The organism is Ralstonia sp. RRA, assembly GCF_037023145.1.
In the GTDB taxonomy this organism is placed as follows: domain Bacteria; phylum Pseudomonadota; class Gammaproteobacteria; order Burkholderiales; family Burkholderiaceae; genus Ralstonia.
On the sequence record NZ_CP146091.1, the window covers coordinates 161,135 to 183,379 of the forward strand.

At 64.0% G+C, this 22,245-nt stretch carries 22 protein-coding genes; 2 read left to right on the forward strand and 20 right to left on the reverse strand.

Annotation, left to right across the window (positions count from 1 at the left end; translation table 11 throughout):
• Positions 1 to 9: 9 nt before the first annotated feature.
• The 20 genes from V6657_RS00770 to V6657_RS00865 all read right to left on the reverse strand — a co-directional run bounded on the left by V6657_RS00770 (position 10) and on the right by V6657_RS00865 (position 20,557).
• Complete coding sequence (locus V6657_RS00770) at positions 10 to 276, reverse strand: DUF1289 domain-containing protein (RefSeq protein ID WP_048933256.1); 267 nt, start codon at positions 274 to 276, stop codon at positions 10 to 12.
• A gap of 10 nt (positions 277 to 286) precedes the next feature.
• Positions 287 to 787, reverse strand: a complete 501-nt coding sequence (locus tag V6657_RS00775; protein WP_039599414.1) for a YbaK/EbsC family protein — start codon at positions 785 to 787, stop codon at positions 287 to 289.
• Between the two features lie 21 nt (positions 788 to 808).
• The gene (locus tag V6657_RS00780; protein WP_048933257.1) at positions 809 to 1,738 is read right to left on the reverse strand and encodes a hydroxymethylglutaryl-CoA lyase; all 930 of its coding nucleotides are present in this window, start codon (positions 1,736 to 1,738) and stop codon (positions 809 to 811) included.
• A 1-nt stretch (position 1,739) separates the two neighbouring features.
• Positions 1,740 to 2,681: a glyoxylate/hydroxypyruvate reductase A gene (locus tag V6657_RS00785; RefSeq protein ID WP_048933258.1), complete on the reverse strand. Its 942-nt coding sequence runs from the start codon at positions 2,679 to 2,681 to the stop codon at positions 1,740 to 1,742.
• 86 nt (positions 2,682 to 2,767) lie between these two features.
• On the reverse strand, positions 2,768 to 4,792 hold the full coding sequence (locus V6657_RS00790) for an acetyl/propionyl/methylcrotonyl-CoA carboxylase subunit alpha (protein ID WP_048933259.1): 2,025 nt from the start codon (positions 4,790 to 4,792) through the stop codon (positions 2,768 to 2,770).
• Between the two features lie 686 nt (positions 4,793 to 5,478).
• A complete protein-coding gene (gene bioB / locus V6657_RS00795) occupies positions 5,479 to 6,561 on the reverse strand; it encodes a biotin synthase BioB (RefSeq protein ID WP_048933260.1) in 1,083 nt (360 codons plus the stop codon).
• 42 nt (positions 6,562 to 6,603) lie between these two features.
• Positions 6,604 to 7,398 (reverse strand): enoyl-CoA hydratase/isomerase family protein, encoded by a 795-nt coding sequence (locus V6657_RS00800; RefSeq protein ID WP_048933261.1) that lies wholly within the window; start codon positions 7,396 to 7,398, stop codon positions 6,604 to 6,606.
• Positions 7,395 to 8,354 (reverse strand): prolyl oligopeptidase family serine peptidase, encoded by a 960-nt coding sequence (locus V6657_RS00805; RefSeq protein WP_048933262.1) that lies wholly within the window; start codon positions 8,352 to 8,354, stop codon positions 7,395 to 7,397. The genes V6657_RS00800 and V6657_RS00805 overlap by 4 nt, the downstream gene beginning before the upstream one ends.
• Before the next feature lie 36 nt (positions 8,355 to 8,390).
• Positions 8,391 to 9,998, reverse strand: coding sequence for a carboxyl transferase domain-containing protein (locus tag V6657_RS00810; protein WP_048933263.1), 1,608 nt, complete (start codon positions 9,996 to 9,998; stop codon positions 8,391 to 8,393).
• Between the two features lie 28 nt (positions 9,999 to 10,026).
• Positions 10,027 to 10,467: a YchJ family protein gene (locus V6657_RS00815; protein WP_048933264.1), complete on the reverse strand. Its 441-nt coding sequence runs from the start codon at positions 10,465 to 10,467 to the stop codon at positions 10,027 to 10,029.
• Complete coding sequence (locus tag V6657_RS00820; protein WP_048933265.1) at positions 10,467 to 11,156, reverse strand: HAD family phosphatase; 690 nt, start codon at positions 11,154 to 11,156, stop codon at positions 10,467 to 10,469. The genes V6657_RS00815 and V6657_RS00820 overlap by 1 nt, the downstream gene beginning before the upstream one ends.
• Positions 11,153 to 11,563 (reverse strand): rhodanese-like domain-containing protein, encoded by a 411-nt coding sequence (locus V6657_RS00825; RefSeq protein WP_048933345.1) that lies wholly within the window; start codon positions 11,561 to 11,563, stop codon positions 11,153 to 11,155. Before V6657_RS00825 ends, V6657_RS00820 begins: the two co-directional genes overlap by 4 nt.
• Positions 11,564 to 11,581: 18 nt before the next feature.
• Positions 11,582 to 12,187 carry a 2-hydroxychromene-2-carboxylate isomerase gene (locus V6657_RS00830; protein ID WP_048933266.1) on the reverse strand — a complete coding sequence of 202 codons (606 nt, stop codon included), beginning with the start codon at positions 12,185 to 12,187 and terminating at the stop codon, positions 11,582 to 11,584.
• 41 nt (positions 12,188 to 12,228) lie between these two features.
• Positions 12,229 to 13,359 carry an acyl-CoA dehydrogenase family protein gene (locus V6657_RS00835; RefSeq protein ID WP_048933267.1) on the reverse strand — a complete coding sequence of 377 codons (1,131 nt, stop codon included), beginning with the start codon at positions 13,357 to 13,359 and terminating at the stop codon, positions 12,229 to 12,231.
• 10 nt (positions 13,360 to 13,369) lie between these two features.
• Complete coding sequence (locus tag V6657_RS00840) at positions 13,370 to 14,083, reverse strand: SDR family oxidoreductase (protein ID WP_048933346.1); 714 nt, start codon at positions 14,081 to 14,083, stop codon at positions 13,370 to 13,372.
• Between the two features lie 26 nt (positions 14,084 to 14,109).
• Entirely contained in the window at positions 14,110 to 15,291 is a 1,182-nt protein-coding gene (locus tag V6657_RS00845; RefSeq protein ID WP_048933268.1) for an acetyl-CoA C-acetyltransferase, read from the reverse strand.
• A gap of 661 nt (positions 15,292 to 15,952) precedes the next feature.
• Entirely contained in the window at positions 15,953 to 16,633 is a 681-nt protein-coding gene (gene can / locus V6657_RS00850) for a carbonate dehydratase (protein WP_048933270.1), read from the reverse strand.
• Between the two features lie 23 nt (positions 16,634 to 16,656).
• Positions 16,657 to 18,507, reverse strand: a complete 1,851-nt coding sequence (aceK, locus tag V6657_RS00855; RefSeq protein ID WP_048933271.1) for a bifunctional isocitrate dehydrogenase kinase/phosphatase — start codon at positions 18,505 to 18,507, stop codon at positions 16,657 to 16,659.
• 174 nt (positions 18,508 to 18,681) lie between these two features.
• Positions 18,682 to 19,863, reverse strand: a complete 1,182-nt coding sequence (locus V6657_RS00860) for an isovaleryl-CoA dehydrogenase (RefSeq protein WP_048933272.1) — start codon at positions 19,861 to 19,863, stop codon at positions 18,682 to 18,684.
• A 187-nt stretch (positions 19,864 to 20,050) separates the two neighbouring features.
• Positions 20,051 to 20,557, reverse strand: coding sequence for a MerR family DNA-binding transcriptional regulator (locus V6657_RS00865; protein ID WP_048933273.1), 507 nt, complete (start codon positions 20,555 to 20,557; stop codon positions 20,051 to 20,053).
• Between the two features lie 163 nt (positions 20,558 to 20,720).
• Here V6657_RS00865 and V6657_RS00870 point away from each other — a divergent pair, with 163 nt between their 5' ends.
• Together V6657_RS00870 and V6657_RS00875 are read left to right on the forward strand one after the other, a co-directional pair.
• A complete protein-coding gene (locus tag V6657_RS00870; RefSeq protein WP_048933274.1) occupies positions 20,721 to 21,800 on the forward strand; it encodes an MBL fold metallo-hydrolase in 1,080 nt (359 codons plus the stop codon).
• Between the two features lie 23 nt (positions 21,801 to 21,823).
• Positions 21,824 to 22,210, forward strand: a complete 387-nt coding sequence (locus V6657_RS00875; protein ID WP_048933275.1) for an antibiotic biosynthesis monooxygenase — start codon at positions 21,824 to 21,826, stop codon at positions 22,208 to 22,210.
• Positions 22,211 to 22,245 lie beyond the last annotated feature (35 nt).

Here is a 22,245-nt window from a genome sequence, read left to right on the forward strand (position 1 = left end):
GGTGTGAGGTCAGGCGCGGGGCATATCGTTGAGCCAGGTACACGCGCGTTCAGGCAGCGTTTCCCACACGGCAAGTCGCGCAGCGTCACTCATGGTGGACCACGCTGCGATCTCGTCGATCGTGCGCATGCAACCGAGGCACAGGCCACGCGCGTCATCCATCTTGCAAACGCTGATGCACGGCGACGTGACCGGCTGCGCGCGCTCGGCCTGCGCACGACTATTGCGCAGCTTGCCCAGCGAGAGCTTCAGTTGTGCGCGGGTGCAACTGTCCATCGATGTTCGATCAATCACGCTGGGCGATGTCGGCCACAGGCGCGCCGGTCATCGCTTCCAACTCGGCCGGCGTGAGGTTGAACACCGCGTGCGGATGCCCCGCAGCGGCCCACACGCTGGCGTACTGGAACAGGTCCTGGTCAAGCAGCATGACCGGTTTGACCGCATGGCCGACCGGGCACACGCCGCCAATCGCATAACCCGTCTTCTCGCGCACGAACTTGGCGTCGGCCTTGGCCAGTGCGCCCACGTGCGCGGAAACCTTTGCCTCGTCGACACGATTGGTGCCGCTGGCAATCACCAGCACCGGCACGTCGTCTTTGGCACGGCGAAAGATGATCGACTTGGCAATCTCCGCCACGGAGCAGCCCAGGCCGGCGGCGGCTTCGGCAGACGTCTTGCCCGTGGCCGGCAGCATCACGATGGCTTTTTCGTAGCCGAGCGTGCGCAGGTGGTCGGCCACGCGCTGGGCAGATTCAGGCAGAGGGGCGTTCGTATCGGTAGCGGTCATCGTCGTTGTTCTTTTGTTGGTTCAGATACAGGCCTGGGCGATCTGGTCCTGCAGCTTGAGCAGCAGTGCGCGGCCCGCGCGCGAAGCGGTCGGGCGGCCAATCGCTTGCGAGATGAAATCCCCCGCCAGCACGACCTTATCCAGATCGATGCCGGTGCGGATACCGAGGCCATGCAACAGGTACAGCACGTCTTCGGTCGCCACGTTGCCGGTCGCGCCCTTGGCGTACGGGCAGCCGCCCAGCCCCGCCACCGATGCGTGGAAGATGTGGATGCCGACTTCCAGGCTGGCGAGGATGTTCGCTAGCGCCTGGCCATACGTGTCGTGGAAGTGACCGGAGAGTCGATCGATCGGGAACGTTGCCGCAGCGGCCTCCATCACGCTCTTCACGCGCCCTGCGGTGCCCACGCCGATGGTGTCGGCAATGTCGATCTCGTCGCAGCCGAGATCGGCCATACGCTTGATCACGTCGACCACGGCTGACACCGGCACCTCACCCTGATATGGGCAGCCCAGCGAGCACGAGATCGACCCGCGCACGCGGATGCCCGCATCCTTGGTAGCCTTGGCCACCGGCACGAAGCGCTCGATCGATTCGGCAATCGAGCAGTTGATGTTCTTCTGCGCAAACGCCTCACTGGCCGCGCTGAAGATCACGATCTCATCCGCACCTGCGGCGGCTGCGGCCTCGAAGCCCTTCATGTTGGGCGTGAGCACCGAATACAGCGTGCCCGGCCGGCGCTGGATACGCGCCATCACGTCTGCGCCGTCGGCCATCGCCGGCACCCACTTGGGCGACACGAACGACGCGGCTTCCACGTTGACGAAACCGGCGTCTGACAGGCGGTTCACCAGTTCGACCTTGGTGTCGGTGGAGACCGGCGCCTTCTCGTTCTGCAGACCGTCGCGCGGGCCGACTTCGACCACCTTCACAAAATGCGGATAGCTCATCTCAGTAACCTCGTTGCAGATCGACGATGCCGGCGATCGGTTCGCCGGCTTCCAGTGCGCGGATCTTGCGCGCGATCTGGGCAATGCTCACCTCGCGCAGCGTCAGCGCCGAAATGTGCGGCGTGATGTGGATGCGCGGTTCGGTCCAGAACGGGTGATCGGCGGGCAGCGGCTCCTTGCGGAACACGTCGAGCGCGGCGCCGGCAATCTGTCCGCTGCGCACAGCAGCCAATAGATCGTCTTCCACCACGTGCTTGCCGCGCGCCACGTTGACGAGGAACGCGCCCGGCGCAAGTTGCGCGAGCAGCTTGGCGTCGATCACGTTCTCGGTGTCGGCGGTGAGCGGCAGCACGTTCACCAGCACACGGGTGCCGGATAGGAATTCCGGCAGTGCATCGGTGCCGGCGCGGCAGTCGATGCCTTCGATGCTCTTGGCCGAACGGCTCCACCCGCGCACCGGAAAGCCGAAGCCCGCCAGCGTCTTGGCGATGTGCGTACCCAGCACGCCCAGCCCCAGCACGCCGACGACAAACTCGTCGCGATTGAACGGCTTGAGGAAGCGCCACATCTTGGCTTGCTGCTGGCGCTCGTATTCGTCGAGCCGGCGGAAGAAGCGCAGCACGGCGTGCGTGACGTACTCGCCCATCTGCGCAGCCATGCCGGCGTCGTCCAGGCGCACGATCGGCAGGCCTTCGGGAATGGCATCGGGCGACTGTGCACGCAAGCCGAGGATGGCATCGACACCCGCGCCCAGGTTGAACACCGCGCGCAAATCCGTGCGCCCGCGCAGCATGTCAGCGGGAGGCTGCCAGACCACGGCGTAGTCGGCGTCCTGCGCCGCGCCTTGTTCCCACACCGACAGCCGTGCATCAGGCAGCGCCTGCGCAAAACCATCGAGCCAGGGTTGGGGCTTGCCGTCGGGCGTGTAGATCTGGATGTGCATGTGGGGCGACTTCGGAGTGCGTGGTTGACGTATACGTCAAGCAGTGTAGCAGGGGCCGCCGACGTGCGCGGTGGCCCCCTGTGACGTCACTCCGCCGGCTTGAACGCCAGCAGCTGCACGCCCTCCGTCACCTGATCCCCCACGCCATACAGCACGGACTCGACTACTCCGTCCGCCGGGGCGGTGAGCGTGTGCTCCATCTTCATGGCTTCCATGACGACGAGCGGCGCGCCTTTGGTGACGCTCTGCCCCGGCGTGGCGAGCACGGCGATGACCTTGCCGGGCATCGGTGCGGTCAGCTTGCCGCCTTCGTCGTCGGCCTCACCGGCGTGGGCGAGGGGGTCGTGGCGCTCCAGCGTCCAGTGTGCGCCGCCGGTGAAGACGTGGAAGGCGTCGCCGTCGGCGTGCACTTGCCCCGTCGCCTTGTGCGAGCCGAGCATGACGGTGAAGGTCTCGCCATGGCGCTGCGAGGTGAAGGGGGCTTCGTTGCCGTTGGTCTTCAGGCGCGAGCCGTCGCGGCCGTAGACGAGCGTGGCGTCGATTGCATGTTCGCCGTGCGTGAACGTCAGCGTGCGTTCCGCCGCGCTGTTCAGGCGCCAGCCGCTGCCGCGTGCCCACGGTGAATGCGGATCACGCGTATCCGTGCGCAGGCTGCGTGCCTCCCGTGCCAGCAGCGCAGCAACGGCCAGAGCGATGGCGTCTTGCGGCACTTCGGGCGCGGCGGGGAACAGCGTGTCGTGGTTGCGCGCGATCAGGCCCGTGTCCAGGTCCGCCGTCGCGAACGGCTTCGATGCCACGAGGCGACGCAGGAACGCTACGTTGGATGACAGCCCGACCAAATGGAAGCTGCCCAGCGCTTGCAGCATGCGCGCGAGCGCTTCTTCGCGGTCGCGGCCCCAGACGATCAGCTTGGCGATCATCGGGTCGTAGTAGGGGCTGATGGCATCACCTTCGCGTACACCGGCGTCGATGCGAATGGCTGCCGGTTCGCCATTGGCTTGCGCGCCGACGGTGAACTCCACCGCCGTGGGCGTGCGCAGCACCTTCAGCGTGCCGATGGAGGGCAGGAAATCGCGGTCCGGGTTCTCTGCGTAGATACGCGCTTCGAGCGCATGGCCGTGGATGTGCAATTCGTCCTGCGAGCGCGGCAGCGGTTCGCCGGACGCCACGCGCAATTGCCATTCGACGAGGTCTTCGCCCGTGATCATTTCGGTGACGGGGTGCTCGACCTGCAAGCGCGTGTTCATCTCCATGAAGTAGAACGTGCCGTCTTCATCGACGATGAACTCGACGGTGCCGGCGCCGACGTAGCCCACGGCGCGCGCGGCCGCCACGGCGGCTTCGCCCATCGCGCGGCGGCGGTCCAGCGTCATGCCGGGGGCCGGGGCTTCTTCCAGCACCTTCTGGTGACGGCGCTGCACGGAGCAGTCGCGCTCGAACAGGTAGACGGCATCGCCAAAGCTGTCGGCGAAGACCTGGATTTCGATGTGGCGCGGGCGCGTGAGGTACTTCTCGATCAGTACGCGGTCATCGCCAAAACTGCTAGAGGCTTCGCGCTTGACAGAGGCGAGCGAGGCTTCGAACGCATCGCTCGATTCCACCACGCGCATGCCCTTGCCGCCGCCGCCTGCGCTGGCCTTGATGAGGACGGGGTAGCCGATGCGGTCGGCTTGCGTGCGCAGGAAGGCGGCGTCCTGGTTGTCGCCGTGGTAGCCGGGGACGAGCGGCACGCCGGCCTTTTCCATCAGCGCCTTGGCCGCGCTCTTACTGCCCATCGCTTCGATGGCCGAGGCCGGCGGGCCGACGAAGATGATGCCGGCTTCTGCGCAGGCTTTGGCGAAGGCTTCGTTTTCCGAGAGGAAGCCGTAGCCGGGGTGGACGGCCTGCGCGCCGGTGGCGCGGGCGGCTTCGAGGATGCGGTCGGCGCGCAGGTAGCTGTCGCGGGCGGCGGGTTCGCCGATGTGGATCGCTTCGTCGCAAGCCGCGACGTGGCGGGCGTTGGCGTCGGCATCCGAATAGACCGCGACGGTGCGGATGCCCAGCTTGCGGCAGGTGGCGGCGACTCGGCAGGCGATTTCGCCTCGGTTGGCGATGAGGAGTTTGGTGATCATTTGGTGTTTGTCTCCAGTGTTCTGCGTCTTTTGCACTTGTGGTGCATCTGCTGTTTCATCCCCTGCCGGGGCTGACTCACTTTCTTTGTCTTGCCAAAGAAAGTAAGCAAAGAAAGGCGCGCCCGAGATGGCGACCCCCTCCTTGAATTTGTGTAACCGGGCGGAGAACGGGAAAACTCGCTTCGCTCAGACAGTTCCCGTTCTTTTTTCCGCCCGCTTACACAAATTCAAGGCGCCATCTAGGGCAGGAACGTCAACGGCCAAACCGTTGGTGTGCGTGCTCCGTCAGGCTCTTGTTTGCTGCTGTTTGCTGTTTGCTGTTTGCTGTTTGCTGTTTGCTGCTTCGCTTCGCCCGCGATCCCCGACTGCTTTTGCCGGCTTAGCTTTGCGTCTTGCTGCGTACCCACTACTGCGTTTGTGCTCCGATGGTGTGGCCGTACCCTGCCCTAGATGGCGCCTTGAATTTCTGTTGCAGGGAGGAAAAAGGAAGGGAAACTGTTTGAGCGAAGCGAGTTTTTCCCTTCCCCTCCCTGCGACATAAATTCAAGGAGTCTTTCGCCATCTCGGGCGCGCCTTTCTTTGCTTACTTTCTTTGGCAAGACAAAGAAAGTGAGTCGGCCCCGGCAGGGGGCGAAAGGGAGGCAGACCACCAACACAAAAACAAAAACCGGCCCCCACAAAACCCATCAATCAGCCGGCGTAATGTCGATATGGCAATGCGACGAATGCGAGTGCGCAGCATCAGCGCTCTGATGCATGTGATCCTGCACCTCAACCCGCATCCCCAACCGCGCCAGCAGCTTGCGATCCGCATCCGCCTCAGGGTTCTCGGTAGTCAGCAGCTTCTCGCCATAGAAGATCGAATTCGCGCCCGCCATAAAGCACAGCGCCTGCAACGCATCATCCATCGCCTCGCGGCCAGCGGAAAGTCGCACCATCGCCTTGGGCATCGTGATCCGCGCCACGGCAATCGTGCGCACGAAATCGAACGGATCCAGCTCTTCGTTGCCCGCCAGCGGCGTCCCTTCCACCTTCACAAGATTGTTGATCGGCACCGAATCCGGATACGGCTCCATGTTCGCCAGCTCGGCAATCAGGCCAGCACGCTCGTGCACCGATTCCCCCAGCCCGACGATGCCGCCGCAGCACACGTTGATGCCCGCATCACGCACATGCTCCAGCGTGTCGAGCCGATCCTGATACGTGCGCGTGGTGATGATCTCGCCGTAGAACTCCGGCGCGGTATCGAGGTTGTGGTTGTAGTAATCCAGCCCGGCGTCCTTCAGTTGCGCAGCCTGTTCCTGCTTGAGCATGCCCAGCGTCACGCAGGTCTCCAGCCCCATCGCCTTCACACCACGCACCATGTCGGCCACGGCATCGAGCTGATGCGGCTTCGGGTTGCGCCATGCAGCGCCCATGCAGAAGCGGCTCGCACCGTTTTGCTTGGCGCGCGATGCGGCTTCCAGCACTTCGTCGATCGGCATCAGCTTTTCGGCCTCAACGCCAGTGTCGTAGCGCGCCGATTGCGGGCAGTACGAGCAATCCTCCGGGCAGCCGCCGGTCTTGATCGACAGCAGCGTCGAGAGCTGCACCGCATTCGCATCAAAGTTGGCGCGGTGCACCTGCTGCGCCTGGAACAGCAGGTCGTTGAACGGCAGCGCGAACAGCGCTTCGATGGCTTCGCGGCTCCAGCGTGCATCGGGGGCCTGGCCGGGCGTGACGGGCACCTTGGCGGCGTTCGGAACGAAGTTGAGCGGAGTGGGTTGCATGAGGACTTCCTTCAAGTAATGCGTGGTTTCTAGTTATGCGGGTCAGGCCGGCAGCAGCCAGTTCGGCTTGCGCTTGCCCAGGAAACTTTGCACGCCTTCGCGGCCTTCTTCCGAAGCGCGGATGGCGGCGATGCGTTCAGCGGTATCCGCCAGCAGCGCGTCGTTGACGGCGGCGCCGGACACTTCACGCACGAGGCGCTTGCTCTCGCGCACGGCGTTCGGGCTGTTGGCGACGAGTGCGGCGGTGATGTCGTTCACCTTGGTGTCGAGCGTGTCAGCACTCACCAGTTCGTGCACGAGGCCCAGGCGATGCGCCTCGGCAGCAGAGAACCGCTCGGCGGTGATGAAGTAGCGGCGCGAAGCCTGCTCGCCCAGCGCGCGGATCACGTACGGGCTGATGGTGGCCGGAATCAGCCCGAGCTTGGCTTCCGACAGGCAGAAGTTGGCCGTGTCCACGGCGACGACGATGTCGCACGCAGCGACCAGGCCGACGCCGCCGGCATACGTGTCGCCTTGCACACGCGCGATCACGGGCTTGGGGCAGGTGTAGATGGCGCGCAGCATTTCGGCCAGGCGCAGCGCATCGGCGCGGTTCTCGTCATCCGAGTAACCGGCCATCTTTTTCATCCAGTTCAGGTCGGCACCGGCGCAGAAGGCCGGGCCGTTGCCCGACAGGACGATGGCGCGCACGCTGGGCTCATCGCTGAGTGCACGGAATGCACCGGTCAGCTCGGCGATGACGGTCTCGTTGAAAGCGTTGCGCACATCCGGCCGGTTGAGCGTGAGCGTAGCAACGGCGCCGTGCTGGGCGAAGGCGAGGGTCTCGAAAGCGTTCATTCGGAATCCTTGTTGGTGTCAACCTTGGTGTCGCCCTTGGGGTCATCGGCGCCCGAGGCTTCTGCTGCAGGTGTGAGAGGGCCTGCAGGCAAGCCGAGTTCGCGCAGGAAGGCATCGACCTGCGGCAGCCAGATGGCCAGGCCGGCATGGCTGGCAAACATGCCGTGCGAGTCGCCCTTGAAGTTGCCGTAGTCCACCAGCCGCGCCTTGCCGCCTGCGCCTGTGTAGGCCGCAAACATCTTCTCGGGCATCGGCTTGGGCCAGTAGCTGTCGTTGTCGCCGTAGAACCAAAGCGACGGATAGCGCGACTGGCGGCCGTACGTCTCAAAGGCGCGCACGAGGTTGTTCTCCCAGGCGGCGCAGGTGTCGTTGCGCAGGCCGCCTGCGAAGTTCACCAGGCCACGCACGCCGGGGTAGCTGACCGTGCCGAAGGCCATCGTGGTTAGGCCACCATGCGACTGGCCCATGACGACGATGCGGCTGCGGTCCACATACGGCTGCGTGGTCATGTAGTCGAGCGCGGCCACCACGTCTTCGGCCTGGATGAGGCCGTTCGATTCCACATTGCAGCCGCTGCCGATATAGGCGCCGCCCGACTTGGAGAAGCCTTGGCGCATCGGGATGGCCACCACGTAGCCGCGCGCGACCAGCGCCGCCGCCTGCTCGCTGTAACGGGCACGCGACTGGAAGGTCGCGTTCCCACGCGACTTGCCATGATTGAGCACGATGAGCGGGAAGGGGCCGGCGCCTGCTGGCTTGTAGACGGTGGTCTCCAGCTTGATGGTGAAGATGCCCGCTGACTTGGGTACCTCCACCACCTCTTCGCTGATGCCGGACGCGTTTGATGCGTTGGGTGAGCTGAACGGTTTGTCCTGCGCATGCGCGACGGCAAGCAGCAGCGCACAGCCGATAGCTGTCCAGGCGCTGCGCCACGTTCGCGCGGTGTTGCTGTTCACTGCAAGTTCCTTGTCTGATGTTTGATGGCGGTCCGCTTACATGCGGAACACGCCGAAGTTCATATCGCCAATCGGCGCGTTCAGGCTGGCCGACAGGCCCAAGCCCAGCACGCTGCGCGTATCCGCCGGGTCGATCACGCCGTCGTCCCACAGGCGTGCGCTGGCGTAGTACGGATGGCCCTGGCGTTCGTACTGGTCACGGATCGGCGCCTTGAAGGCGGCTTCCTCGTCGGCGCTCCACTGGCCGCCCTTGGCCTCGATGCCGTCGCGGCGCACGGTAGCGAGCACGCTGGCCGCCTGTTCGCCGCCCATCACCGAGATGCGCGCGTTCGGCCACATCCACAGGAAGCGCGGCGAATACGCGCGCCCGCACATGCCGTAGTTGCCTGCGCCAAACGAGCCGCCGATGATGACCGTGAACTTGGGCACCTGCGCCGTGGCCACCGCCGTCACCATCTTCGCGCCGTTCTTGGCGATGCCTTCGTTCTCGTACTTGCGGCCGACCATGAAGCCGGTGATGTTCTGCAGGAACACCAGCGGGATCTTGCGTTGGCAGCACAGCTCGATGAAGTGCGCGCCCTTGAGAGCCGCCTCTGAAAACAGAATGCCGTTGTTGGCGATGATGCCGACCGGATAACCCCAGATGCGCGCAAAGCCGCAGACCAGCGTGGTGCCATAGCGCGCCTTGAATTCATCGAAGGCGGAGTCGTCGACGATGCGGGCGATGACTTCGCGCACATCGAACGGCTTGCGCGTGTCGGTGGGGATCACGCCATACAGTTCTTCCGCCGGATAGCGCGGCTCGACCGGCGCGTGGATCTGCACCTGATCCGGCTTGCGACGGTTCAGGTGCGCGACGATGCTGCGGGCCTGTGCCAGCGCGTGCGAATCGTTGTTGGCGAAGTAGTCCGCCACGCCAGACAGGCGCGTGTGCACATCGGCACCGCCCAGGTCTTCGGCGCTCACCACTTCACCCGTCGCGGCCTTCACCAGCGGCGGGCCTGCCAGGAAAATCGTGCCCTGTTCCTTCACGATGATCGACTCGTCGCTCATGGCCGGCACATACGCGCCGCCGGCGGTGCACGAGCCCATCACCACCGCAATCTGCGGAATGCCCTTCGACGACAGGTTGGCCTGGTTGTAGAAGATGCGGCCGAAGTGGTCGCGGTCGGGGAACACGTCGTCCTGGTTCGGCAGGTTTGCACCGCCCGAGTCGACCAGATACACGCAGGGCAGGTGGTTCTGCTCGGCGATCTCCTGCGCGCGCAGGTGCTTCTTCACCGTCATCGGGTAGTAGGTGCCGCCCTTGACCGTGGCGTCATTGCAGACGATCACGCACTCCTGCCCCGAGATGCGGCCGATGCCGGTGATGATGCCGGCGCCCGGTGCCGCGTCGTCGTACATGCCATACGCCGCCAGCTGCGAGAACTCCAAAAACGGCGTGCCCGGGTCGAGCAGTTGCTGCACGCGGTCGCGCGGCAGCAGCTTGCCGCGGGCGAGGTGCTTGGCGCGGGCGTCGTCACCGCCGCCCTGGGCGATGCGGGCGACCTTGTCGCGCAAGTCGGCGACGAGGGTGCGCATGGCATCGGCGTTGGCCTTGAAGTCTTCGGCACGGGGGTTCAGCTTGGTGTCTAGCGTCGGCATGGCAGCAGTGCAGGAAGTGCGGTCAGGTTCAGTCAGGGAAGGTGCCGTCGACGTACAGCCAACGGCCTTCGGCGGATTCAGCGCCGCTGGCGTCCAGGCGGACGAAGCGGCTGGTTTCATGCAGGCGATGCGCGCGGCCGCCCACCTTGTAGCGCGCGACGAATTCCACCGTCGCGTGAACAGCGTCTTGCGGTGTGTGGCGCTTGACGTCCAGGCCGAGCCAGCGCGTGGCGGTGGCGTCCGCCTCGCTGGTTTCCAGATCAGCGGGGCAGGTGGACGGGTGCCACGTGTTGCGCAGATACGCCGTGTCGCCCAGCACATACGCGCTGTAGCGCGAGCGCATCAATTGCTCGGCCGTGGCCGGCACCGCTTTGCCCGCATGGAACGGGCCGCAGCAGCGCGCGTACGCAACGCCACCGCAGGGGCAGGCGTCGGTCGGGTGGATCGGCTTGGCTTGGGCGGCGGACATCAGGCCAGCAGCTCCGGCAGGTGGCGCATATCGGTGAAGGTTTGCGTAGCACCTGCGGCAAGCAGCGGGCCGGGCGCATTGCGGCCAGCGTAGGCCAGCACGGTCATGCCCGCAGCGTGGCCGGCGGTCACACCCGTGGGGCTGTCTTCAATCACCAGGCAACGCGACGGCGAGACCCCCAGGCTGCTGGCCGCCAGCAGGTACACATCGGGCGCGGGCTTGCTGCGCGCGACCTCGGTGGCCGAGAAGATGCGCACATGCGTCGGCTGGAAGTGCTCGATCAAACCGGTGCGGTTCAGTTGCAACTCCACCTTCACGCGATCGGCGCCGGAGGCCACTGCCATCGGCAGGCCCAGCTTGGAGAGCACATCAATGGCGTGCGCAATGTGGGGCACGGCTTCTACTTCGGCTTCGAGCAGTGCATTGCGGCGGGCGTGGAAGGTGGAAAGCCAGTTGGCGGGAAGCGGTGCGCCGCGCATCTCGGCAATCGCGTCCAGTTCTTCGCGGATGGCCTTGCCGAGGAAACGCTTGATGGAGTCTTCCTGGCTGATCTCGATGCCGAGTTCATTCAGCATCTGCCAGATCAGCTTGTTGACGAGGGGTTCGCTATCCACCAGCACGCCGTCGCAATCGAAGAGGATGGCGTCAAAGCGAGGATGGCGGGGGGCGGATTGAGAGACTGCAGTCATGCTTTCTTTGTTGGTTTTTCGTAAGCGGCAACCGGGGCCCCGGCTGCCTTCCAGGCGGTGAATCCACCCTCGATATGGGCGACGCGCTCCAGGCCCATGTCTTGCACGGTCTTGGTGGCCAGCGCGCTGCGCCAGCCGGCCGCGCAGAAGAAGACGAAGGTCTTGGCCTCTGCAAAGGCCGGCTTGTAATACGGGGAGTCCGGATCCACCCAGAACTCCAGCATGCCGCGCGGGGCATGCAACGCGTTCGGAATCACGCCGTCGCGTGCCAACTCCTGGATCTCGCGCACGTCGACAAACTGCACGTGCGGGGCGTCGAGCAAGGCACGCGCCTCATCCACGGAGAGCGTTTGCACCTGCGCCATGGCTTCGTCCACCAGTGCGCGGAATCCTTTCGTCATGGCCATGGCGTTCTTCATACTCCTTCAGACGCGACCGTCGCGCAGCAGCGCTTCGATCTGGTCAAAGCGGTCGAAGCCCCAGAAGGCTTCGCCATCGACGATCACGTACGGTGAGCCGAACACACCGCGCGACATCGCCAGGTCGATCTCGGCCTTGAGCTGGTCCTTGATCTGCTGCGTGCTTGCACCGGCATTGAGTGCTGCGCCGTCGATGCCCATGGCGTCGGCAATCTTCATCACTTCGGTCGGCTCACCGATGTTGATGTCATCGACAAACAGCGCTCGGTAGATGGCGCGGGCGAAGTCGATGGCACGGTCGCCACCGTGGTGGTCGTGCACCCACAGCGTGGCGCGCGCTGCGTATTGCGTGGGCAGCGGGAAGTGTGTCGGCTTGCGGTATTCGATGCCGTTGAAGCGTGCGGTGCGCTCGAAGTCGCGCCACGCGTAGTCGCCCTTGAGCGGCACTTGCGGCAGCGGGGAGCCGCCAGTCGTTTTGAACACGACCCCCAGCAGGATCGGGTGCCACGCCGTTGCGCGGTTGTAGCGCTGGGCGAGTTCCTCCACGCGCGTGCTGGCGAAGTAGCCATACGGCGATGAGAAGTCGAAGTAGAAATCGATGGCCCCGTTCATGATGTGCTCCCCCTGTTGTGCTGCGGCTTCCCCAAAAGTGCCTACGCCAATGCGCGGGCGATCAAGATTTTTTGAATGTCGCTGGTGCCTTCGTAGATCTGGCACACGCGCACGTCGCGGTAGATGCGCTCGACTGGGAAGTCGCTCACATAGCCGTAGCCGCCGAAGATCTGGATGGCGTCGGAGCACACGCGCTCGGCCATCTCGCTGGCGTTGAGCTTGGCCATGGCCGCCTCTTTCAGACACGGCAGCCCCGCGTCTTTCAGGCTGGCGGCGTGCCAGACCATCTGCCGCGCTACATCAACGCGCGTGGCCATCTCGGCCAGGCGGAACTGCACCGCCTGGTGGGCAAACAGTGGCTGGCCGAAACTTTCGCGCTCTTTGGCGTAGGCCAGCGCTGCCTCGAAGGCTGCGCGTGCCATGCCCACGCTTTGCGCCGCAATGCCGATGCGCCCGCCTTCCAAGCCCGACAGCGCCATCTTGTAGCCCGCGCCCTCTTCGCCAAGCAGGCAATCGGCGGGAATGCGGCAATCTTCAAACACGATCTGCGCCGTATCGGAGGAGTGCTGGCCGAGCTTGTCTTCCAACCGCGCGACGATGTAGCCCGGCGTCTTGGTCTGCACCAGGAATGCACTGATGCCGCGCTTGCCCGCTGCCTTGTCCGTCACGGCCATGACGATCGCCACGTCGGCATGCTTGCCGCTGGTGATGAACTGCTTCACACCGTTGAGCACCCAGTGGTCGCCATCGCGCGTGGCGGTGGTGCGCAGGGCCGAAGCGTCCGACCCGACATGCGGCTCGGTCAGGCAGAACGCGCCCAGCATCTCGCCGCGCGCCAGCGGCACGAGCCACTGCTGTTTCTGTGCGTCGTTCGCAAACGCCATCAGCATGCTGCACACCGGGCAGTTGTTCACGCTGATGACGGTGGAGGTGCCGCCATCGCCGGCCGCAATTTCTTCAAGAATCAGCGCGAGCGACAAATAGTCGAGCCCCGCGCCGCCCAGTTCTTCCGGCACGGCCACGCCATACGCACCGAGTTCACCGAGCTGGCGGTGCACGTCTTTCGGGAACGTTGCATCGCGGTCCCATGCGGCGGCGTGTGGGGTAATCGCCTCGCGCACGAAGGTGCGGATGGCATCGCGGATCATTTCCTGCTCTTGGGTCAGCAGCATCGTTCTGGTCTCACCACTCAATGACGCTGCCGTCGTAGTTGCGGAATGCGCCGTTGTCGGCACGCGTGGCCGATGCGATCACGCTGCGGATGCCGGCTACGCTCACTTCCGGCGTGATGGCCGCACTGGCGCCGCCCATGTCGGTCTGCACCCAGCCCGGGTGGAAGGTCAGGCACGTCGCGTTCTTGGCGTCGAACGACAGCGCGTGCAAAGCGGCATTCACCGCCGCTTTGCTGGTGCGATACAACCAGCCTGTGCTGCTGCCCATATCGCCAATGCTACCCATGCGGCTGGAGATGACGGCCAGCACGCCGCCGGCTTCATCCGCGCTATTGCGGCCAGCTTCCACCATCGGCAGCACGGCGGGCAGCACGCCCATCGGCGCCCACACGTTCGTGTGCATCACTGCATCAAAGTCGGCCTGGCTGACGGGCGTGGCGTTCTGCGTGCGTGGGCCGTAGATGCCCGCCACGTAGATCGCCACGTCCAGTGCTTCGCCGTCGAGTTTCCACACGAGGCCGGCGACGGCGTTGGCGTCGGTCAGGTCCAGCACATGCGTCTCCGCGCCCAGGGTCTGCAGCTCCTGCGCGGCCTCTTTCGAGCGCACGGTGGCGATCACGCGCCAGCCGTCGGCACGGTACTGCTTGACGGTTTCCAGGCCGATACCGCGCGACGCACCCAGGATGAGTGCGGTGCGCGTGCGGCGGGATGTTGCATTCGCTATCGTCATCGTCGTGCTGGCCGTTCCGTTCAGTAGAGTTCGATGCCGACGGCGGTGGCTTCACCGCCGCCGATGCACAGGCTCGCCACGCCGCGCTTTCCGCCGCGGTGGCGCAGCGCGCCGAGCAGCGTCGCGATCACGCGCGCACCCGATGCGCCGATCGGATGGCCCAGCGCACACGCACCGCCGTTCACGTTCACCTTCTCGTGCGGGATGTGCAGATCGTGCATCGCCGCCATCGGCACCACGGCAAACGCTTCGTTGATCTCGAACAGGTCGACGTTGCCTGAGTTCCAGTCGAGCTTCTTGAACAGCTTGTCGATGGCCGTGACCGGCGCGGTGGTGAACCAGCCCGGTGCCTGCGCATGCGTGGTGTGGCCCAGCATTACCGCCAGCGGGGTGATGCCGAGTTGCTTGGCAGTGGATTCGCGCATCATCACCAGCGCCGCGGCGCCATCGTTGATCGACGATGACGAAGCCGCTGTCACCGTGCCATCTTTCTTGAAGGCGGGCTTGAGCGAAGGGATCTTGTCGACCTTGATGCGGCGCGGGCCTTCGTCGGTGTCGATGACGGTGTCGCCGGCTTTGCTGGAGACGGTCACGGGCGTGATTTCCCAACGGAACGCGCCGGACTCGGTGGCCTCTTGTGCGCGGCGCACGGAGGTCATTGCAAAGTGGTCTTGCGCCTCGCGGGTGAAGCCGTATTTCTCGGCGCAGTCCTCGCCGAAGGTGCCCATGGCGCGGCCCTTGTCGTAGGCGTCTTCCAGGCCGTCCAGCATCATGTGGTCGTAGATCATGCCGTGGCCGATGCGGTAGCCGCCGCGGCCTTTCGGGATTAGGTACGGGGCGTTGGTCATGCTTTCCATGCCACCGGCCACGACCACGTCCAGCGAGCCCGCTAGCAGTGCGTCGTACGCATTCATCGCGGCGCGCATGCCCGAGCCGCACATCTTATTGACCGTGGTGCAGCCGACCGATAGCGGCAGGCCTGCGCCGAGTGCTGCCTGGCGGGCCGGGGCCTGGCCCTGGCCGGCGGGCAGTACGCAACCCATGATCACTTCTTCGATCTGCTCAGGCTTCAGGCCGGCGCGCTCGACTGCCGCGCGGATGGCCGCGGCGCCGAGTTGCGGGGCGGTGAGGCAGGCGAGTTCGCCTTGGAAGGCGCCCATGGGGGTGCGGGCGGCGGAGGCGATGATGATGCGGTCGGACATGGTGATCTCCTGGTGTGCTGTCGACATGGTTCTGCACTTGTGGTGCAGGTTCTATGTGTCTCTTGCTCTTGGGTGGGCCTTGTTGGTCCATCTCCGTTTCGTCCCCTGCCGGGGCCGACTCACTTTCTTTGTCTTGCCAAAGAAAGTAAGCAAAGAAAGGCGCGCCCGAGATGGCGACACCCTCCTTGAATTTGTGTAACCGGGCGGAGAACGGGAAAACTCGCTTCGCTCAGACAGTTCCCGTTCTTTCTTCCGCCCGCTTACACAAATTCAAGGCGCCATCTAGGGCAGGAACGTCAACGGCCAAACCGTTGGTGTGCGTGCTCCGTCAGGCTCTTGTTTGTTGCTGTGTTGCTGCTTGCTTCGCTCTGCGTCTTGCCGCGTACCCACTACAGCGTTCGTATCCAGATGGTGTGGCCGTTGATGCCCTAGATGGCGCCTTGAATTTCTGTTGCAGGGAGGAAAAAGAGGGGAGGCTGTTTGAGCGAAGCGAGTTTGCCTCTCCTCCCTCCCTGCGACATAAATTCAAGGAGTGTTTCGCCATCTTGGGCGCGCCTTTCTTTGCTTACTTTCTTTGGCAAGACAAAGAAAGTGAGTCAGCCCCGGCAGGGGATGAAACAGGGGATGGACCACCAACAAAAGACCACTCCCAACAACAAACTCAATATCCCGTAGGAGTCGGTGCACTCCCATCCTTCCCATAGTTCAGCCACGCATCCGAAAGTTGCGCATGCAATTCCTCATTGGAATTCACCGCCATGCCCAGATTGCGCAACATCCCATCTTTCACGCCATAGATCCAGCCATGCACAGTCAACGGCTGCCCGCGATCCCACGCGTCCTGCACGACCGTCGTCAGGCACACGTTGTTGACCTGGTGGATCACGTTCAATTCACACAAGCGGTCGTGTCGCGACTGGTCATTGACCACCGTGCCGAGATACGTCTCGTGCTGTTCAGCCACGTCACGCACGTGACGAATCCAGTTGTCTGCCAGCCCGAACCGCTGCTTGGTCAGCGCCGCCTTCACGCCCGAGCAGCCGTAGTGGCCCACCACGGTGATGTGCCGAATCTTCAGCACTTCCACCGCAAACTGCAGCACCGACAGGCAGTTCAAGTCCGAGTGCACCACCACGTTGGCGATGTTGCGGTGGACGAACACCTCACCCGGCGGCAGGCCGATGATCTGGTTGGCGGGCACGCGTGAATCCGAACAGCCGATCCACAGGTATTCCGGGTTCTGCTGGTTGGCCAGGCTCGAGAAGAATTCCGGATCTTCGGCGTTGACGCGTTCGACCCACTTGCGGTTGTTCTCGAAGAGTTCTTTGATGCGATGTGGCATGGTTTCCCGTCGTGTTGAGAGAGTTAGGCGGCGGCGCGTTGCAGCGTTGTTGTGACCGGTTCGGTCGTCTGTTCGGCTGCAGTCCCCTGTGCGCTGGCGCCGTATCGGTTGACGAAGCGTTCGCTTGCGTCATACGCGTAGAAATCGTGAATGTGTCCGGACAGCAGGCGGTCCTTGTAGGACTGCCACATGGCCGGATCGAAAAAGTCTGCGTGGTGCTTGAGGAAGGACTCGCGCACGCGCGGATCGCCCAGCAGGAATGTGCCGTACGTCTCCGGAAAGATGTCGTGCGGGCCGACGCTGTACCAGACCTCGCCCGACATTTCCTCTTCTTCGGTGCGAGCTTGTGGCACCTTGCGGACGTTGCAGTCGGTCAGGTATTCGATCTCGTCGTAGTCGTAGAAGACCACGCGGCCGTGGCGGGTCACGCCAAAGTTCTTGTACAGCATGTCGCCCGGGAAGATGTTCGCGGCGATCAGTTCCTTGATGGCGTTGCCGTATTCGATGATGCCGTGCTCGACCTGCGCATCGGTGCCTTCGTGCAGCCAGATGTTCAGCGGCGTCATGCGGCGCTCGATGTAGACGTGGCGGATGACGATCTCTTCGCTGCCGTCTTCGGCGCGCTGGTATTCGACCATCGAGGGGGCGTGCTTCTCCAGTTCCTTGATGAGCTCCTCATCAAAGCGCGACAGCGGGAAGGCCACGTCGGAATATTCCAGCGTATCGGCCATGCGGCCCACGCGGTCGTGTCGTTTCACCAGCTGATACTTGCTCTTGATGAGCTCGCGCGTGGTTTCCTTCGGCGGCGGGAAGTAGTCCTTGATGACCTTGAAGACGTATGGGTACGACGGCAGCGTGAACACCAGCATCACCAGGCCCTTGATGCCGGGCGCGATGATGAACTTGTCCGACGAGTGCTGCTGGTGGTGGAGGAAATCCCGATAGAACAGGTTCTTGCCCTGCTTCTGCAGGCCGAGCGAGGTGTAGATCTCGGCGCGCGGCTTGCGCGGCATCAGATCCCGCAGGAAGGTCACGTAGGCGGACGGAATTTCCATGTCCACCATGAAGTACGAGTGCGTGAACGAGAACAGGATCATCAACTGTTCCGGGCGCAGCAGCACGGTGTCTAGGCGCAGTTGGCCATCGGCGTTGCGCATGATCGGCACGGCCAGCGGGTACGACTTGTCGCCGTTGATTACGCGCCCGATGATGTACGCCGACGTGTTGCGGAAGAACAGCGACGACAGCACATGCACCTGGAAATTCGGCGAGATACGGAAATCGCCAAACTGCTCTTCCACTGCGCGCACCAGGTAGCCGACGTCACGGCTCAGGTCTTCAAATGGTGCGTTGAGCTGGAAGTTGTGCACGATGCGTTCGAAGCAGGTGCCCAGGCCATCGCGCGAGCCGGGGTAGTAGGCGCGGTACGTCGGTTTGGTGGGCGACTCCTCGTTCTCGATGTATTCCGTCGAGATGGCCGGCCGCACGAAGATGAAATCGTTGTTGAAGTACGAGCGGTGCAGGATGCGCGTGCACACCGAGTTGAAGAAGGTCTCGGCCAGTTCCGGCTGGTGATGGTTGGTCAGCAAGCCGATGTAGTGCAGCTTGATCTGGCGCCAGATTTCGTCGTCGATGTTCTCGGCGTCGTATTCGTCTTCCAGGATGACCGACGCTTCGCGCACGCGCTCGTCGTAGTAGGCGATCCGGTCGCGCTGCAATTGCTGCATGGCAGACCAGTCCCCGTGCTCGAACGCCACCTTGGCCTGGATGCACACCTCGCGGAACAAGCGGTAGTGCTTGTCGAACCCGTCGAGCATCGTGCGGGCGACGTCGAAGGCAATCTGCGAGGACAGGAGCTTGGGGAAATGGGACATGGCGTGTGCGCGGGGGAGGGCAGAAAAGCAATCAGAAAAGCAGCCAACCACGAAGACCTAGATTGTATGGCCTCTGCTGCTGTGTCCACGCCCTGAAACCGTTCCGCCTCCTTATCCGTTTGGCCGATGGCTCCGTGCCACCCGCCTGTCCGCGACGACCGCCCGGCGCCCGCCTTACATCGTTTCTGCGTACAGCTCGCGCCCGATCAGCATGCGGCGGATTTCCGAGGTGCCGGCGCCAATCTCGTACAGCTTGGCATCACGCCACAGGCGGCCGACCGGGAACTCGTTGATGTAACCGTTGCCGCCCAGGATCTGGATGGCTTCGCCGGCCATCCAAGTGGCCTTTTCGGCGGTGTAGAGGATCACGCCGGCGCAGTCCTTGCGCACTTGGCGCACGTGGTCGCGGCCCAGCGAATCGAGGTTCTTGCCGACCGTGTACAGGTACGCGCGGCACGCCTGCAGCGTGGTGTACATGTCGGCCATCTTGCCCTGGATGAGCTGGAATTCACCAATGCTCTGGCCGAACTGCTTGCGGTCGTGGATGTAGGGCGTGACCACGTCCATGCAGGCCTGCATGATGCCGATCGGCCCGCCGGAGAGCACCGCGCGCTCGTAATCCAGCCCGCTCATCAGCACCTTGGTGCCGCCGTTTTCCTGGCCGAGGATGTTTTCCACCGGCACTTCCACGTTGTCGAACACCAGCTCGCCTGTGTGCGAGCCGCGCATGCCGAGCTTGTCCAGCTTCTGCGCCACCGAGAAGCCCTTCATGCCCTTTTCGACGATGAACGCGGTCATGCCGCGCGCACCCAGCTCGGGCTCGGTCTTGGCGTAGACGACCAGCACGTCGCAGTCCGGGCCGTTGGTGATCCACATCTTGGTGCCGTTGAGCACGTAGCGGTCACCCTTGAGTTCGGCGCGCAACTTCATGCTGACGACGTCGGAGCCAGCATTCGGCTCGCTCATCGCCAGCGCGCCCACCCATTCACCCGACACCAGCTTGGGCAAGTACTTGGCCTTCTGGGCCGCCGTGCCGTTGCGGTGGATCTGGTTCACGCACAGGTTCGAGTGCGCGCCATACGACAGGCCCACCGAGGCGGACGCGCGGCTGATTTCTTCCATGGCGATCATGTGCGCCAGGTAGCCCATGTTGGCGCCGCCGTATTCCTCGGCCACCGTGATGCCGAGCACACCCAGTTCGCCCATCTTGCGCCACGCGTCCATCGGGAACTGGTCGGTGCGGTCGATTTCTCCTGCACGCGGTGCCAGCTCGCCCTGCGCCCAGTCGCGCACGGCTGAGCGCAGCATCTCGATGTCTTCGCCCAAGTCGAATTTCAGGCCGGGCAGTTCAATCATGGTGGGTCTCCTTGGGCGCGTGCATGGAAATCAGGCCGCGCGTGTCTCTGGGTAAGTGTTCTGGCGTTGTGAAGTGCGTGTCGCTTGTGGCGGGCGCACCGGTGCCGGGAGGGTGCTACAGGGTGTTGCGTATTGTATTGACGTTTACGTAAACGTCAATAAGCGTCAACCACGTAAGACTGCGGAATCAGGCTGCCTTGCGTCGCTTTGGCGGTTTGGCCGTGCCTGCCTGGGCGTCTTCCAGCAGGCGACGGCACTGGCGCTCGTGCTGGTCGATCTCGGCCAACTGGGCGTTCAGGTCGTCCATCTGCTGCGTGAGCACGGCGCGGTGCTGCGCCAGCGAGGCCAGGAAGCGCTCCAGTTGCGGCACCGTATCGCGCGGCGATTCATATAGATCAAGGATCTCCTTGATCTCGCCCAGCGACAGGCCGAGCCGCTTGCCGCGCAGGGTCAGCTTCAGGCGCGTGCGCTCACCGGCGGAATACACGCGGCGGCGTCCGCCCGGGCCCTGGCGATCCGGCGCCAGCAGGCCCTGGTCTTCGTAGAAGCGGATGGCGCGCGGGGTGATGTCGAATTCGCGGGCGAGGTCGGTGATGGTGTAGCTGATATCGTCACCGGGGTCACTCAGGCAGCTCTCGCCGGATTCGAGATCAGCGGCAAGCTCAGCGGCGGCAGACGGGGTGGAAGCAGACATACGGCGGGTGATCCTGTGATGGCGGGTGCGCATCGGGCAGCCAATTTAAGTTTTCGCTTAAGATGGGAGACCGGCGACGAATTGACGTTTACGTTAGCGTCAATGGCGTCAAACCGCAATGCATGAAGACTGCCTTCCGAAGGCGGCACTTGAGACCACACCCATGAACGCGCTCGAACACCAACTCGACTATCCCTTTGGCGACACGCTGCCTGAAGGCGGCACGCGGTTTGAAGTCGCCCCCGGCATCTATTGGCTGCGCATGCCGCTGCCGTTTGCGCTCGATCACATCAACCTCTGGCTGCTGCGCGATCACCAGGATGGGCAAGACGGCTGGACCATCGTCGACTGCGGCATCAACCACGAAGCCATTCGCGGGTACTGGGAAACTATCTTCGCGAACCATCTCGACGGCCTGCCGGTGCTGCGCGTGCTGGTGACGCACTGCCACCCCGATCACGTTGGCCTTTCCAGCTGGCTGTGCGAGGGCGGCGATCAGAAACGCTGGAACGTGCGCCTGTGGATGAGCCTGGGCGACTATGCGTTCGCGCGCATGTTGGTGGGCGGTACGGGTGCCTCGAACGCCGGCGGCGAATTTGCCGCGCGCCACTTCGAGCGCCACGGCCTGACGGACCCCACCTCCATCGATGGCATCCGCAACCGCAAGGATTACTACAGCACGCTGGTGCCGGGCGTCCCCGGCCAGTACCGCCGCTTGATGGACGGCAACGTCGTCACCATCGGCCAACATAAGTGGCGCGTCATCACCGGCTTCGGCCATGCGCCCGAGCATGTCGCGCTCTACAGTGAAGACGCCAACATGCTGATTTCTGGCGACATGGTGTTGCCGCGCATCTCCACCAACGTGAGCGTGTTCGATCTGGAACCCGAGGCCGATCCGCTGACGCTGTATCTGGATTCGCTCGGCAAGTACGAGCCGCTGCCGGCAGATGTGCTGATCCTGCCGTCGCACGGGCGGCCGTTCCGTGGGCTGCATACGCGCATCCGCCAACTGCGGGATCACCACGTCGATCGCCTGGCCGATACGCTGGCCGCGTGCAAGGCTGCGCCGCAATCCGCACGCGACATCGTCAACGTCATCTTCAAGCGCCAGTTTGACGTGCACCAGATGACCTTTGCGATGGGCGAGGCGCTGGCACACCTGCACGCCCTGTGGCATCGGGGCGAGTTGGTGCGCGAGACCGGCACCGATGGCATCATCCGCTTTCACGTAGCAACATAAAGCGCATTCCACCGGAGCCCAACATGGCCGACCAGCACGACGTTCTTGATGACAGCGCCGCCGTTCTGCCGTTTCCCGCCGCCACGCCCACAGCGCCGTACTACGCGGTGATCTTCTCGTCCACGCGCACCGAAGGTGACAACGGCTACGGTGCGATGGCCGATCGCATGGTCGAGCTGGCGCGCGACATGCCCGGCTTCCTGGGCATCGAGTCCGTGCGCGACGAGGGTGCAACGCAGCAGGGACGACCTGGCATTACGGTGTCGTACTGGTCGTCGCTGGAGGCCATTCGCGAGTGGAAGAACCAGGTCGAGCACCTGACCGCGCAGAAGATGGGGCGCGAGCAGTGGTATGCGACGTATCACCTGCGGATTGCCAAGGTGGAGTACGACTACAACTTCCTGCGCTAGCACTTGGTACTTGGCCCACCACCAACGAAAAACCC

Coding starts and splice junctions, on each gene's coding strand:
- V6657_RS00875 (WP_048933275.1), top strand. CDS start 21,824: ATGGCCGACCAGCACGACGTTCTTGATGACAGCGCCGCCGTTCTGCCG.
- V6657_RS00835 (WP_048933267.1), bottom strand. CDS start 13,359: ATGCTGCTGACCCAAGAGCAGGAAATGATCCGCGATGCCATCCGCACC.
- V6657_RS00870 (WP_048933274.1), top strand. CDS start 20,721: ATGAACGCGCTCGAACACCAACTCGACTATCCCTTTGGCGACACGCTG.
- bioB (WP_048933260.1), bottom strand. CDS start 6,561: ATGCAACCCACTCCGCTCAACTTCGTTCCGAACGCCGCCAAGGTGCCC.
- V6657_RS00820 (WP_048933265.1), bottom strand. CDS start 11,156: ATGACTGCAGTCTCTCAATCCGCCCCCCGCCATCCTCGCTTTGACGCC.
- V6657_RS00830 (WP_048933266.1), bottom strand. CDS start 12,187: ATGAACGGGGCCATCGATTTCTACTTCGACTTCTCATCGCCGTATGGC.
- V6657_RS00865 (WP_048933273.1), bottom strand. CDS start 20,557: ATGTCTGCTTCCACCCCGTCTGCCGCCGCTGAGCTTGCCGCTGATCTC.
- V6657_RS00860 (WP_048933272.1), bottom strand. CDS start 19,863: ATGATTGAACTGCCCGGCCTGAAATTCGACTTGGGCGAAGACATCGAG.
- V6657_RS00775 (WP_039599414.1), bottom strand. CDS start 787: ATGACCGCTACCGATACGAACGCCCCTCTGCCTGAATCTGCCCAGCGC.
- V6657_RS00780 (WP_048933257.1), bottom strand. CDS start 1,738: ATGAGCTATCCGCATTTTGTGAAGGTGGTCGAAGTCGGCCCGCGCGAC.
- V6657_RS00815 (WP_048933264.1), bottom strand. CDS start 10,467: ATGTCCGCCGCCCAAGCCAAGCCGATCCACCCGACCGACGCCTGCCCC.
- V6657_RS00785 (WP_048933258.1), bottom strand. CDS start 2,681: ATGCACATCCAGATCTACACGCCCGACGGCAAGCCCCAACCCTGGCTC.
- can (WP_048933270.1), bottom strand. CDS start 16,633: ATGCCACATCGCATCAAAGAACTCTTCGAGAACAACCGCAAGTGGGTC.
- aceK (WP_048933271.1), bottom strand. CDS start 18,507: ATGTCCCATTTCCCCAAGCTCCTGTCCTCGCAGATTGCCTTCGACGTC.
- V6657_RS00810 (WP_048933263.1), bottom strand. CDS start 9,998: ATGCCGACGCTAGACACCAAGCTGAACCCCCGTGCCGAAGACTTCAAG.
- V6657_RS00800 (WP_048933261.1), bottom strand. CDS start 7,398: ATGAACGCTTTCGAGACCCTCGCCTTCGCCCAGCACGGCGCCGTTGCT.
- V6657_RS00845 (WP_048933268.1), bottom strand. CDS start 15,291: ATGTCCGACCGCATCATCATCGCCTCCGCCGCCCGCACCCCCATGGGC.
- V6657_RS00770 (WP_048933256.1), bottom strand. CDS start 276: ATGGACAGTTGCACCCGCGCACAACTGAAGCTCTCGCTGGGCAAGCTG.
- V6657_RS00825 (WP_048933345.1), bottom strand. CDS start 11,563: ATGGCCATGACGAAAGGATTCCGCGCACTGGTGGACGAAGCCATGGCG.
- V6657_RS00790 (WP_048933259.1), bottom strand. CDS start 4,792: ATGATCACCAAACTCCTCATCGCCAACCGAGGCGAAATCGCCTGCCGA.